The sequence below is a fragment of the Paraconexibacter antarcticus genome (assembly GCF_024220175.1).
Lineage (GTDB): Bacteria > Actinomycetota > Thermoleophilia > Solirubrobacterales > Solirubrobacteraceae > Paraconexibacter > Paraconexibacter antarcticus.
This window is the reverse complement of sequence record NZ_CP098502.1, coordinates 499025-512722: the sequence shown is the minus strand read 5'-3', so window position 1 is coordinate 512722 and position 13698 is coordinate 499025. Positions and strand designations below refer to the sequence as shown.

Below are 13698 nucleotides of genomic sequence, written 5' to 3'. Positions count from 1 at the left end.
ACGAACGCCCGCAGAGATTTGGCGTCAGACTGAAGGTCAATGACCCGAGCCCAGCGCTACACCAACATTGCGGCGGTCGTTCTGCCGTTCGCGGCCTTCTTCGCCGCGGTCATCGTCTTCTGGAACGAGGCGATCACCTGGCGGGACGTGATCATCATGGTCACGCTCTACGTCATCGCCGCCCTCGGCATCACGATCGGCTACCACCGGATGCTCACCCACCGGGCCTTCCAGGCCAAGCCGTGGGTCTCCTACACCTTCGCGATCATGGGATCCATGGGTGTCCAGGGTCCCGTCATCAACTGGGTCGCCGACCATCGCAAGCACCACGCCCACACCGACGAGGAGGGCGACCCGCACTCCCCGCACGTCGGTCCCGCGAGCGAGGGCGTCCTCGGACCGCTGAAGGGCCTGTATCACGCGCACATCGGCTGGCTCTTCTCCGAGCAGGGCCGCGCGAACCGTCGCAAGTACGCGCCGGACCTCATGGAGGACCCGGGCATGAAGGCGATCAGCCGCAACTTCCACTGGATCGCCCTCGGGTCGCTCGCCCTTCCCGCGCTGCTCGGCTTCCTCTTCAGCGGCTTCACGCTGCACGGGGCGCTCACCGGCTTCCTCTGGGGCGGTCTCGTCCGCGTCTTCTTCCTCCACCACGTCACGTGGTCGATCAACTCGATCTGCCATTTCTTCGGGACCCGCCGCTTCGGCACCGAGGACCATTCGACGAACGTCGCGTGGCTCGCGCTGCCGTCGATGGGCGAGGCGTGGCACCACAACCACCACGCGTTCCCCCGCTCCGCCCAGGCCGGTCTGCGCGGAGTCGAGAAGGCGATGGACCCGTCGATGTGGGTCATCAACGGCCTCGAGCGTCTTGGCCTCGTCTGGAACGTCGTCCGCATCACCCCCGAGCGCCAGGCCGAGAAGCAGGCCCAGGCCGGCGGTGCCGCCGCGCCGGTGAAGCAGGCGGCCTGAGGCTCCGGCGCGGACGGCACCGCCCGTCCGCGCTCCCGCCCGCCGCGGTCGCGGGACGACTCCGACGTCCGGACGTCCCGCCCGTCGCGGCTCGGTCAGCCGGCGTCGCGCGCGGCGGCCGCCCTGCGCGCCGGGTGCCCTTTGCCGCCGTACAGCAGTCGCTTGGGCAGCGGCACGGGGGAGAGCCGCGACGCGGCCGTCCCCGCGAAGAGGCGGGGCTGCAGCCGCCCGACGAGGGTCCGCAGCTCGGAGGGCCTCGGCGGGGGCCAGTCGTGACGGCCGGCCGCGGCCTTCGCGGACCAGCTCGACCAGCCGCCGTCGCTCGGTCGGCTCGAGGTGGCCGACGTGGCGCCCGGCGAGCACGGCGAGATTGGCGAGCGTCCACACCTGGACGATCGGCAGACCGCGGCTGGCGCGCTTGATGAGGCGTTCGGTGACGAATCCGGGCACGGACCTCGTCCTACCCGGCGCCGCGCTGAGTCATCCACCATCGCGCCACTCCCTCCCCAGCTCGGCCTCCGCCGCCCGGAAGTCGTCGGCGATGAGCCGCACGAGCGCGAGCGACGGGCGCCACTCGACCCGGCCGAGCGACGCGTCGAGCGCGTCGAGGTCGAGGATCCCGAGCTCCCACGCGCGCGCGAACATGAACCGGAGCTCGAGCTCATCCGTGTCCTCGGCGCAGTCGATGAGCGTCCGGGCGACCGAGGTCACCGGGATCCCGTCGACGACGTCCATGTCGTCGGGGTGCAGCTCCTCGACGTAGTGATAGACGACGCCCGGCGGAGCCGGCGGCAGCGCCCGCGGGTCGTCGGGGCAGCCCGGGATCGCGATGTGGATGAGGTCGGAGGGGTGCGGGTCCATGGGTCACATGGTCCGCCGCCACCCTGTGCGCTCTCAACCGCACACCTGTGCGCGAAGTGGTCGCACTCTGCGCGCGCCGTCGCAGAGCGCGAGGCCGGCGCGGGCCCGGCGGGGGCCGGCGGCCGCGAGAGGCCGCCGGCGTTCGGCCTCAGCCCGCGCCGACCCGCTTCGCGCAGGCCGGCCACGCCGCGGACGCGCCGCGGCGCGAGAGCAGCGTCTGCGCGCGCCGGTCCTGCTCGCTCTCGGGGGCCGCGGCCGGATCGCCGCTGCCGCCGACCGACGCCCACGTCTTGCGGTCGAACTGGTACTTCCCGCGGTACCGACCCGAGGCCGAGACCATCGTCGGGTCCCCGCCGGACTCGCAGAGCGCGATCGACTCGAGCAGGGGCGAGGCGTCGCCGGTCGCGGCCGCGGCGGTGGCGGCGTCCCCACCGGCGCTGCGGGCCTTGGCGGTCCGGCCCGAGGTGGCGGTCACGCCGAGCGCCGCGAGCGTCTGCGGCCCGACGATGCCGTCGACGGTGAGGCCCTTGCGGCGCTGGAAGGCGCGGACCGCCTTGCGCGTGACGGGACCGGCGATCCCGTCGACCGGGATGCCGAGCGCCGACTGCGCGGCCGAAACCGTGGAGGACGCGGCCGACGACGTCCTCGCCGGAGCTGTCGTGTCGGCGGCGAACGCGCCGCCGGTGAGCAGCGACATCGTCAGCACCGCGCCGGCGAGCGAGCGCCGGCCGCCCCGGTGGCGCCGGGCACGTCGGGCCGTCCGGGCCCGGCGCTCCCGCGACGCGCGCAAGGACCGGCGAAAGGCGGTGGAGTCATCGACCGCAGGCAGCGGTACGGGTACATCTCGGTGGTCGGGCACGGGGTGTCCTCCGTCGTCTCGGCGCCTACGGGGTTAGCTGTCGGGCTCGCGCTGAAACTGCGCTACGCCGTACTCATGACGGCGATTCGCCCCCGGGCCTGACGGCCCATTGGGTCCCCCGCTCGCCACCCCAGGGCGGGGCGACGACTCGGCGTGGTGTTGTCGTGCAGCGCGTGATGGTACGGCACGACCCGGCCATCCGCATTCACGCGGCCGGCACCCCTGCCCGTTTCGGCGCACGACCGCGATTCCGTGACGGGGATTTCACACGCTGCGCAGATCTATGCTTGAGCGACTGAGATCAGCTGCTACAGTTGCTGCCGCAACGGTTGAAGACGACAAAGGATCAGCCACACCCCATGACCTCCACCCTCCTCCTCATCCCGCTCGACGACACGGTCGTCCTGCCCACGATGGACATCACGCTCCCGGTGGACGTCGGCGACGCCCAGCGCGTCGTGTTGGTCCCCCGTCACGACGGCGAATACGCGTCCGTCGGCACGATCGCGACGGTCACCGAGTCGATCCGGCTGCCCGGCGGCGGTCGTGGCGCGTCCCTCTCCGGTGAGTCCCGCGGCCTCATCGGGGCCGCCGAGACCGGCGCAGACGGCAAGCTTCACGTGAACGTGACCGAGGCGCCGGACGACGTCCCGGTCGACGGTCGCACCCGTGAGCTCGAGCGCGAGTACCGTGCCGTGGTCGAGGAGCTCCTCGAGCTCCGCGGCGACGACGGCCGTGTCGCCGGCTGGGTGCGCGCGATCCGCGAGCCCGGGCCGCTGGCCGACACGACCGGCTACGCCCCCGACCTCTCGTTCGAGCAGAAGGTCCGCATCCTCGAGACGACCGACGTCACCGAGCGGCTCGGGCTCGCCCTCGAGTTCCAGCGCGAGCGGCTGACCGCCCTGCAGATCCGCCGCAAGATCCGCGAGGACGTCGAGTCCGGCGCGAACAAGCAGCAGCGCGAGTACCTCCTGCGCCAGCAGCTCGCGTCCATCCGCCGCGAGCTCGGCGAGGACAACGACTCCGCCGGCGAGGACTACCGGACGAAGATCGCCGAGGCGGACATGCCCGAGGCCGTCCGCGAGCAGGCCGAGCGCGAGCTCGAGCGGCTCGAGCGCTCCGGCGAAGGTGGCCAGGAGGGGCAGATGATCCGCACCTACCTGGACTGGCTGACGTCCGTCCCGTGGGGCGTGGAGTCCGAGGAGACGCTCGACCCCGTCCGCACCCGTGAGGTGCTCGACGCCGACCACGCCGGCCTGGACGACGTGAAGGACCGCATCGTCGAGTACGTCGCGGTGAAGAAGCTGCGGAGCGAGCGCGGCCTCGGCGACGGCGAGGACGCGCGCAAGGCCGGCGCGATCCTCACGCTCATCGGTCCCCCCGGCACCGGCAAGACGTCGATCGGCGAATCGATCGCCCGTGCGATGGACCGCGAGTTCGTCCGCATCTCCCTCGGCGGCATCCGCGACGAGGCGGAGATCCGCGGCCACCGCCGGACGTACATCGGCGCGCTGCCCGGTCGCCTCGTCCGCGCCCTGCGTGACGCGAAGACGATGAACCCGGTCATCCTGCTCGACGAGATCGACAAGGTCGGCGCCGACTGGCGCGGCGACCCGTCGTCCGCGCTGCTCGAGGTACTCGACCCGGCACAGAACTCGACGTTCCGCGATCACTACCTGGACGTCGAGCTCGACCTGTCCGACGTCGTCTTCATCGCGACGGCCAACCAGTACGACACGATTCCCGGGCCGCTGCTCGACCGCATGGAGGTCATCGCCTTTGACGGCTACACCGTCGCGGAGAAGGTCGCGATCGCGCGGGACTACCTGTTCCCGCGGCAGCGGCAGCGCAACGGGCTGCTCGAGGACGAGGTCACCGTCACCGACGAGGTGCTGCGGACGATCGTCGTCGAGTACACGCGTGAGGCGGGCGTCCGCTCGCTCGAGCGCCAGCTCGGCACCGTGCTGCGCAAGACGGCGACGAAGGTCGCGTCGCGGCCGGCGGTCGTGGCCGCGGACGGCGCGGTCGGTGCCGACGTGGCGGAGGCCGATGTGGTCGACGCCGCTCCGGTGGCGACGGCGACGGAGCCCGTGGTCGTCGACCTCGACCTCGTCCGCGAGGCCCTCGGCCGCCAGAAGGTGTTCCAGGAGGCCGCGGCGCGCACCGCCGTCCCCGGGGTGGCGACCGGCCTGGCCGTCACCGGCACCGGCGGCGACGTCCTGTTTGTCGAGGCGACCGCCATGGACGGCAAGGGCACCGGCGGGCTGACGCTCACCGGCCAGCTCGGCGACGTCATGAAGGAGTCCGCGCACATCGCCCTGACGTACGTGCGGGCGCATCGCGAGGAGCTCGGCATTCCGGCCAGTGCGTTCGAGGACCGCGAGTTCCACGTGCACGTCCCGGCGGGCGCAATCCCGAAGGACGGGCCGAGCGCCGGCGTCACGATGATCACCGCGCTCGCGTCGCTGCTGTCCGGCCGCCCGGTGAAGCACACCGTCGGCATGACCGGCGAGGTGACCCTCCAGGGCCGTGTGCTCCCGATCGGCGGGCTGAAGCAGAAGGTGCTCGCGGCACACGCGGCCGGACTGACCGACGTCGTCCTGCCCGAGCGCAACCGCGGTGACCTCGACGATGTCCCCGAGGAGGTCCGTGCGGTCATGACGTTCCACCCGGCGATGACGATCGGCGAGGTGCTCGACGCCGCGCTCGAGCCCGCGCGTGATCCGGAGGTCGTGGCCTGATCGGGTCCCGGGGCGGGCGCCTGGTGCGTCCGCCCCGGGCCTCGCCCCCCGGGCCCCGTGCCTGGCAGTCGCGCGCTGGCACCGGCGCCTCGTGCCGGCGCCTCGCCCCGAACCCTGTCACGGCGCGAACGGCGCCGGTGGGTCGCAGGTTTTTCGCCGAACTTGCGGGGTATCACGCCGAGCTTTTTCCTTTCCGTCCGCGGACCTGCTTACTGTCGGCAACACCAGGTGGCTGACCAGCCGGCGAACATCTACACGAGTTCCCTGTGCCGTCGCGACAAGCGCTGGCGCTCCCGGCACCGCCGGGTGTTCTCCGTCGGTTCGGTGAGCCGCGGAGGCGCCTTTGTCGCCGGGCTCTGCGTGACCGCCGTCGCGGTTGCCGAGCGCCTGTTCCTGTAGGGGGCGCGGCGGCGCGAGCGCGCGCAGGCGCTCCGTAGCGCGTCAGCGCGAAGGGGCGGGGGCGGCCACGGCGGGGCTGCTCGAGCGCGCCAGGAGCGGCCCGGCGGCGGCACGCTGGTGCACGTACCCGACCCAGGTTAGGGTCGCGAGCGCAACGTGCACCCAGACCATCTCGGCCGGGAGCTTGAGCTGGTACTGGAGGATTCCGACCACGCCCTGGGCAGCGAGTAGACCGATCGTGAGCAGCAGCGTGTGGGTCAGTTCACGGTTGTCGGTCCGGCGGGAGCGCCACCAGGCGTACACGGTCCCGAGACCCAGCGCGGTCACGACGTAGCCGTGGATGTGGATGACCTGACGGAGGGTGTCGTCGCCCAGCCAGTGCAGGCGACCGACGAACTCGCCGGTGCCCGAGGATCCGGCGTGCGGGCCGGCCGCCGTCGACACGGTGCCGAGGAAGATCGCGATGCCCGCCAGCACCATGAGCCCGCGGACGAGCAGGACCATCGAGCGGTCAGAGCGCTCGGCGTGTACCTCCGCGGGCGAGCGCTGTGAGCGCCACCAAAGATCGAAGGCCCAGGTGAGCAGCACCATCGAGACGACGTAGTGGGCCATCACCCAGCCCGGGGCGAGACCCGCCCGCACCGAGATTCCGCCGATGACCGCCTGCACGATGACCCCGGCCGGGAGCGTCAGGGCGAGGTACCGCAGGTCGCGGCGCTCGGGCCGCACGGCGTACGCGCCGAGCGCCGCAGCGACGACGCCGATCGACACGAGCGACGTCAGCACGCGGTTGCCGAACTCGATTAGCCCGTGGGTGTTGAGCGACGAGTGCACGGACGTTTCCGTGCACTTCGGCCAGGTCGGGCACCCGAGCCCCGACCCGGTGAGCCGCACCGCCGCACCGGTGAAGACGATCAGCACGAGCATGCCCAGCGCGATCTTCGCGATCAGCGTGAACCGTTCGGGGGAGATGGTTCGGGATTTTGAGCTGCGGATCATTTCGATCTGGCCGTTCCGCTAGGTGTAGTAATCAGCGAGAGCCGCTAGCCATGCGTATGCCGCGAATGCGGGCAATAGTACGGCGATCCCGCCTAGAGCGATCGTCCGAACTGAGGTGCGGAGGGGATCTAGGCCCGCGGCGAGGAGTATCGATGCCGGCAGAATCGCGGGGAAGAAGTACCGTCCCTGCTCGCCTGGCACATCCCTCGGCGCTGTCGCTGTGTAGGCGACGCCAACAAACGTGAGCACGGCTACGATGGTTACGATCATAATCGACGCATAGGGGACCCACTGTTTCCAAACCCCGCGTCGACACCACGCGGCCACCGCTACCATGATCCACCCGCAGCCGAGAGCCGCTGTCACAAGTAGCAATGCGGCGTCCGGCAGCCCGGCATCTAACCACCCGAACCGCCCGTACCCTCTCTCGACATAGATCGAGTACAGAGGCCACGGCTGAGCCCACACGTCCTTCCCTAGGTGCACGACGGGCAGCACCATCTGCACTACGTAGTTGATGTGGTCGGGTAGGGAGATCCCAGAGTTCGTCGCCGCAGCCGGTGCTGCACCGTCAGAACTTGCGTGAGCGTTGAGCAGAGCACCCCGCGAACCCGCGAGAGCTGGCGCTAGGACGTATATCCACGAGACGACCGTTAGAGCAACCGCGGATAGGGCGGCGATGACGTGCCACACGACCCCCCGAGAGCGTCGTTCTATCACCGCAATCCCTAACGCAACGCCTACAACGGGCCATATCGCAAATCCAGTGATCTTCGCGACAGGGAGGAGCGCGGTGGTTAGCCCCAACAAAGCCGCGTGCCACCAACGCGCGTCTCGCTTGCACACGCGTATGCAGAGTGCGACCGTTGTCGCGCTAAGTAGGTTGACCAGAGTGTCGTTATTAACGGTCCCCGAGATCGACGCGAAGACGGGTTGGCACGCAACGAGAAGTCCCGCGAGCCACCAGAGCCACGCGCGGCGGGGTGCCACGAGGCTCGCGCACCAGACGGCGAGACCGGCGATGATCGCCGCTAGCACCGCGGTTGTGATTCGTAACACCTCCAGTAACTGCGGCAGATCAGTTGACCCTGATACGAGGCGGTACGGAAGCGCCAGTAGCCCGTAGTAGAGAGGGGAATGCCCGGACGCGCTCTCGGTAAATCCTCCGCCGTTGCTTCGGGAAGGCTTCGATCTGATCGCTTGCCGATAGGCCAGTTCGGATTGTTTATCCCAGCGCACGCGAGACGAGTCATTCAGCACGGTTGAGCTGTGCCGAATCGCACCCATCAAGGTAAGTTCGTCCGATGAGTAGGGCTGCCTCACGCTCGGTGCAGAGTCGGCGCGGTGACCCGTTTCGGCGACATACTGTACGTACGCCAAGTGCTCGCTTTCGTCCGCTCCGTGCAAAGGAGGCAACATGGCGGCCCACGCGATGTTCGTGACCGCACTCAAAAGAACTGCCCGCCTCACAAGGTTTCCGAGATTCAACGAAGGCAACGTGGCGGTGGTGCGTACCGCGAGATATGGCAGGCCGAGGAAGAGGGCTGCAAGCAGTAGTCCCACGGACACACCACCCCCGGGCAGGTCTTTGAACAGGGCCGCGCGCGCGAAGGCCGGACCGATTCGACTGAGCAGTCGCTGCTTGTGGCCGACGGGCGACAGATAGCGGACCGCCACATCGAGATCTTGGATCGCTCGGCCGTCGATGGTGGGCGCACGCTGCCCCGAAAAGGCGTTCACTGTGGCTCCGCCTAAGTCGAGCGCAGTTCCGGAAGCGCGAAAGCACAACGAGGCATGTGCCGCCCTCGCCGCTGGGCTCAGCGTCGCAACGTCCCTGAATTTTCCCGCAGCATCGCCGCCGAGCGATTCGGTGAATTTCTGGGGGCGACCTGACGTTCCCTTGAGGAGGCTGACGATGGTTGGACTAGCCCGCTTTACTTCTTGCAGGCCCGCCCAGATCTGGATTCTTCCCGTCCCTCCAGGAATCGAAAGGCCGCGGAGGCATGTCGTCTGCCCAGCCTGCGGACGGACAACCACCGCCCCTACGTCAACGGAGTTCGTGCCGGTGAGGGGCACGGACTGCCTCTCGATGAACTTCGCGACTCCAACGACGACCACAATGAGCGTGACGGCGCTCGCGAGCCACACTCGCTGGGACCCCGGAAACATCACCCTGACTGCGCTTCGAAGGAGGCCACCACCCATTTCCGGTCACTCCTCGCGGAGCCCACCCTCAACCTGCGCCGCCGCCCCGGCCCAGGTCCGCGAAGCGGCGAGGTCGAGGCCGGCGCGGGTGAGCGCCGCGCGGGCTGCGAGGTCGTCGGTGAGGCGTTCGATGGACTGCGCAATGGCGACCGGGGTGGCGTCGGTCAGGCAAATAGGACCGTCGGCGCCGAACGTTGTCGTCATGGCGGGCGTCGCGAGGTCGACGACAGGAAGTCCGCAGGCGAGCATCTCGGTGGGAACCAACGAGGGGTTCGTCATGGAGAGAACGAGCCCGACGGTCGCTGACGCGTAGGCGTGCGCGAGGTGATCGGGCGCGAGCACGCCGAGGTGGCGATACGGAAAGGGCGTCGCGATAGGACGGGCGTCCCCGAAAAAGGCGATCTCAAGGTCCGGACGTCGGCGATGGAGCTCGTCGAGTGCGAGGACGCCGAGGGCCGCCGCCCGCCGAGGCGTGACCGCCCGCGCGTAGAAGAGCACGAGATCATCGCGGCGGTGGGTCGGTAGTGGCGCGTAGCGCTGATGGTCGACACCGAGGTCGAAGGAGGAGACGCTCGCGCCGTAGGTTGCGCGGATCTCCTCTGCAAGCCAGGGCGACGCACAGATGCAGTGCAGGCCCTGGCGATATGTCCATGCCGCCCACTCGCGCTCCATCGACGCAGGGTAGAAGTCGGGTTCGTGGTCCTGGACGAGATATGCCCGTCGCCGGGCCCCAGGCGTGCGAAGGACCGTCGGCACGGTCTGCCAGCCCGTCGCCACGAGGACGTCGACTTCCCCCGGGCCCGAAGCGACGCCGGCATCGTCGTCGATGGCGAGCCGACGAAGAGGTGCCTCGACGGGCCCGAAGAACCGCTTGAACAGCCCCTCGACCTCGGCGTCGGCCTGTCCGCGGTGGCGGTCCTCCTCGTCGACGAGCCAGAGCGAGAGCGCGTGCCCGCGCGTCTCGAGGCCCCGCACGAGGTCCGCGATGGTGCGGTGGCCACCGCTGCCGCGCCGGAACTGCGGGATCACCAGCGCAATCGTCATCGGCGTGGTCTCCGAAGGAGCGGAAGCGTCGGCAGCAAGCGAGTCACCAGCTCGAAGCGGGACCGCCCCGAGCCGGAGCGCCTCTGCCAGCAGCGGAGGGATCCGGAGCGACCGAGGCTCGCGTTCAGCGCGGGCGGCGCTCCGCCTCAGGATCGGACTCACGCGGTCACCTTCCCGCGAGCACCGGCAAGCCGGAGCGCTTCGCGCAGGCCCGCTTCGACCTCGTCCGCGCCGGTGTCCCAGGAGCGACCGGCAGCCCATGCGATCCCCTGGGCTGATCGTCGCGCCCACTCCTCCCGGTCGTCGAGGAGACGCTCGAGCGCATCAGCGAGCCTGACCGGATCGAATTCGGCGAAGGTGACCCCTCCGTCGTCCCCGAAGATGCCTTCCCCGCTCACCCCCGCGAGCTCGACCACGGGCATCCCGCAGGCAAGCATCTCCTGCGGGATGACCGAGTAGTTGGTCATCGACAGAACGAATCCCACGGAGCCCGCGCCGAACGCTCGAGCGAGCTCGTCCGCTCCCAGGACACCAAGATGCTCGTGGGGGAACGGCATCCAGACGGGCAGCTTGCTCCCGAAGCTCACGACGCGCGTGCGGGGACGCCGCTCAAGCAACTCGGTCAATGCGAGGATCGCGAGCGGCACGGCTCGTCGTGGAGTCGCGTCGCGTCCGTAGACGACCACGGTGTCGGGATCGCGGGAGATCGGTCGAGGATGGTAGAGCTCGTGGTCGACGCCGAAGGAGAAACGCGAGGATGTGCCACCGTAGGACGCGACCATCGCCTCCAGGTAAGGCGAGCCGCAGAGATGGTGAAAACCGAGCCGGTAGGTATCGGCGGCCCAGCGGCTCTCGGCCGACGTCGCGTAGAACTCGGGCTCGTGGTCCTGGACGATATAGGCGCGCGCCCGCGTCCCTGACAGCATCGCCACGCTGTGGGCCGTCTGCCACCCGGTGGCGACGGCGACGTCCGCTCCGAACCAGTCGTCGAAGCCCTTGAAGACCGGGGCCTCCAGCGGGACGAACCAGTCGCGGATCTGCCGCCGGATGCGCGCCGGCCGGTCCTCTCGCATGAGCCCGGCCTCGTCGTCGATCCACAGCGAGACCGTGTGGCCCTTCCGCTCGAGCCGCAGCAGCAGCTGGAACAGCGACATGTGTCCGCCCGACCCCCGCTGAAACGGCGGGATGACGACCGCGAGGTGGAGCGGACCGGCAGCCCCGTGGCCGGGGATCGGCGGTAGCAGCGACGTGATACCGGCGCGGGAGAAGGTCAAGACGTTCTGCCACGTCGGCTGCTCCAGGCGCGCCTCGATGTGTTCGCCGCGAGGACCGACCGTGGCGCCCGTCACCGGCTGCCCGCCGGTCGCCACGGCCGGCGCGCCCGCGACGACGGTCCCCTCCAGCGAGAGTCGTCGCTGGACCGCCGGCGGCAGACGGTGGGCCCGGGCGCCGAGCGCACCGAACCCCTTACGTGAGGAGTGGTGCAGAACGGACCGCGCGGTCCACCGGCATCGGGCCGCCCCGTCGTACCCTTGCGCGGCCATCCAAGCGCGGTCGGCCGCCACGAGCCCACGCACATCGAGGAGCGCCCGTCGACCGGGGATCGGCTCGACGTGACCGACGCTCGCGCGCAGTCCGCGGTACTCGTCGAAGTACCGCCTGGCGAACGCGACCGGCGGGTAGTCATGCGCGTGGCGGACGGCGGCGCCCGGATGGAACACCTTGGCCCACCCCGCCGCGAGCATTGCCTGTCCGAACGCGAGGTCCTCGGAGTACGGGATGTCGTCGAAGCGGATGGCGGCCCAGCAATCGCGTCGATACGCGGCGTTGACGTTCGAGAGCCAGGACGATCCGCCGGCCCGGGCGACCGCGGGCCCTCCTGTCGCCGCGTCCGCGTGTCCGGCGAAAAACGCATCGAGCTCACGGGCGATCATCGGCGATGTGTCTTCACGCGGGAGGTGGGGCCCGTAGACCGCGCCGACGTCGTCGGCGAGGCTGAACCCGTCGACGATCGCCTCGAGCCAGCCGGGAACGGGCGTGGCATCCTGCGTGAGGAAGGCGACGAGGTCCCCGGTCGTCGCCTCAGCCGCCAGGTTGCGCGTGCGGCCGTGCCCGAAGGCCGACTCCGCGACCTCGATCACGCGGGCGCCGCGGTCTCGAGCGAGACCCGGACTACCGTCCGCCGAACCGGAGTCGACGACGAGCACGTCAACGGTCACGCCGGCGACGCGCTGAGCCGCGACAGCGTCCAACAGCTCGGCAAGATATCGAGCGCCATCCTTCACCGGCACCACGACCGACACGCTCTTCACCTGCACGGTCCGACCCCCAACAGTCTCAACCGCTCAGGCGTCGCTTGGTGCGCCGGACCGCGCGCAGCACGGTCCGCCCGCGCTTCGTCACCTCGAGCAGCTGCTGCGCGCCCCGCCGCGCCATGACCTGGTCGAGGTCCACGTGCCAGCGCTCGAGCCAGTAGAGCTTCTCCTGGGCACGGGCCACGAGCTCGTTGGTCGCGCGGGCCTGCAGCGCGAGTTCGGCCTCGAGCTGAGCGACGCGCGCCTCGAGCGCCGCGATTTCGTCGGGCCGGTCATCCACGACAGCCGTCATCCGATGCGCTCCAGCACGAAGGCGTCCTGATTGCCGTCCAGCCGGCCGCGGCGAAGGAGCCGAACCGACCACGCGGGCGTCGCCCGCTCGATGAGCCAGTCCGCGAGCAGGAAGCTGTTGCCCCAGCCTTCGTCTTTCACGCCCCAGTCGCCCGCCTCGCCGAAGACGTCGATGAAGTGGACCCCGTCGCGCAGCATCCCCCCGATCGCCTCCGCCATCAGACCGCGATTCATGAGGTGCCCTCTGATGTACGTGGCGAACGTGTCAAGGCCATGCGTCGTGAGGAGCAACACCCCCCCGGGACGGATGACGCGGTGCATCTCGTCGAGCCACCGGCCCGCCGGCCCCGCCGCGAAGTGCGACCAGATCGAGATCGCGTAGGCGACGTCCACCGACGCGTCCGCGAGTTCGAGCGGGGGGTCGATCGGACTCTGGAACCAGCGGGCCATCGGGAGGGCGCCGGCAGCCCAGGCGATGGCCTCGGCGTTGGGGTCGCACCCGAGACACTGCAGGTCGGGCCGCCACGCGGCGATCGGCCGGAGGGCGCGACCGGAGGAGCAGCCGAAATCGAGCACGGTCCCGCCCTGCGGCAGCTCGACGCCAGCGTCGAGCAACGTCTGAACGACGAAGTCGGCCATCCCGAGGTCACCGCCGGTGGCCAGCGGACCCCGAGCCATGGCGTGGACCTCCGGGGGCGGCTCGGCCGCCGTGAGCCCCATCGTCGCCAGCGCTTCCTCCTGCCGGTAGAACGCGGCGACGGAGACCAGCAGACGTCGACGATCATCCGGAGCCAGGTCGGCCCACAGCGTCGCGACGTCACCCTCGATCGCTTCCTCCAGCGCCGCGACGTGCGCCGGCGAGAGGCGGGCGTACAGGGCGTCCGACACCGGGCCAGACGCCGGCGCGGGCGCCACGCTCGCGCGCGCACCCACGGCCCCAAGCGCGTCGACGAGGTGCTCGTTGCGCGTCTGGAACTGGTAGCGCAGTTCGCCGAGCCTGCTCATGGGCACG

The 13698-nt window shown here is 70.2% G+C and carries 11 protein-coding genes and 1 riboswitch; of the genes, 3 read left to right on the top strand and 8 right to left on the bottom strand.

All coding sequences use genetic code 11. The annotated features are described in order from the left end of the window. The first annotated feature begins 39 nt into the window (after positions 1–39). Positions 40–972, top strand: a complete 933-nt coding sequence (locus tag NBH00_RS02500) for an acyl-CoA desaturase (RefSeq protein ID WP_254571779.1) — start codon at positions 40–42, stop codon at positions 970–972. A 480-nt stretch (positions 973–1452) separates the two neighbouring features. On the opposite strand, the gene NBH00_RS02495 is transcribed toward NBH00_RS02500, so the two are convergent. Continuing rightward, complete coding sequence (locus tag NBH00_RS02495) at positions 1453–1833, bottom strand: hypothetical protein (RefSeq protein WP_254571778.1); 381 nt, start codon at positions 1831–1833, stop codon at positions 1453–1455. A 148-nt stretch (positions 1834–1981) separates the two neighbouring features. Then, positions 1982–2530: a peptidoglycan-binding protein gene (locus NBH00_RS02490; RefSeq protein ID WP_254571777.1), complete on the bottom strand. Its 549-nt coding sequence runs from the start codon at positions 2528–2530 to the stop codon at positions 1982–1984. A 168-nt stretch (positions 2531–2698) separates the two neighbouring features. Beyond that, positions 2699–2856: riboswitch (cyclic di-AMP (ydaO/yuaA leader) on the bottom strand. A 195-nt stretch (positions 2857–3051) separates the two neighbouring features. Between NBH00_RS02490 and lon the strand changes: the two genes are divergently transcribed. Together lon and NBH00_RS02480 are read left to right on the top strand one after the other, a co-directional pair. After that, complete coding sequence (gene lon, locus NBH00_RS02485; RefSeq protein WP_254571776.1) at positions 3052–5433, top strand: endopeptidase La; 2382 nt, start codon at positions 3052–3054, stop codon at positions 5431–5433. A 228-nt stretch (positions 5434–5661) separates the two neighbouring features. After that, on the top strand, positions 5662–5832 hold the full coding sequence (locus NBH00_RS02480; protein ID WP_254571775.1) for a hypothetical protein: 171 nt from the start codon (positions 5662–5664) through the stop codon (positions 5830–5832). A gap of 42 nt (positions 5833–5874) precedes the next feature. On the opposite strand, the gene NBH00_RS02475 is transcribed toward NBH00_RS02480, so the two are convergent. From NBH00_RS02475 to NBH00_RS02450, 6 genes are all read right to left on the bottom strand, one after another. Continuing rightward, the gene (locus tag NBH00_RS02475; RefSeq protein ID WP_254571774.1) at positions 5875–6759 is read right to left on the bottom strand and encodes a COX15/CtaA family protein; all 885 of its coding nucleotides are present in this window, start codon (positions 6757–6759) and stop codon (positions 5875–5877) included. 90 nt (positions 6760–6849) lie between these two features. Continuing rightward, complete coding sequence (locus NBH00_RS02470; protein ID WP_254571773.1) at positions 6850–8979, bottom strand: DUF2142 domain-containing protein; 2130 nt, start codon at positions 8977–8979, stop codon at positions 6850–6852. A gap of 63 nt (positions 8980–9042) precedes the next feature. Continuing rightward, positions 9043–10080 carry a glycosyltransferase family 4 protein gene (locus NBH00_RS02465; protein ID WP_254571772.1) on the bottom strand — a complete coding sequence of 346 codons (1038 nt, stop codon included), beginning with the start codon at positions 10078–10080 and terminating at the stop codon, positions 9043–9045. A gap of 158 nt (positions 10081–10238) precedes the next feature. Beyond that, positions 10239–12371: a glycosyltransferase gene (locus tag NBH00_RS02460; protein ID WP_302182768.1), complete on the bottom strand. Its 2133-nt coding sequence runs from the start codon at positions 12369–12371 to the stop codon at positions 10239–10241. 46 nt (positions 12372–12417) lie between these two features. After that, positions 12418–12687: a hypothetical protein gene (locus NBH00_RS02455; RefSeq protein ID WP_254571770.1), complete on the bottom strand. Its 270-nt coding sequence runs from the start codon at positions 12685–12687 to the stop codon at positions 12418–12420. Then, on the bottom strand, positions 12684–13691 hold the full coding sequence (locus NBH00_RS02450; protein ID WP_254571769.1) for a class I SAM-dependent methyltransferase: 1008 nt from the start codon (positions 13689–13691) through the stop codon (positions 12684–12686). The genes NBH00_RS02455 and NBH00_RS02450 overlap by 4 nt, the downstream gene beginning before the upstream one ends. Positions 13692–13698: the final 7 nt, after the last annotated feature.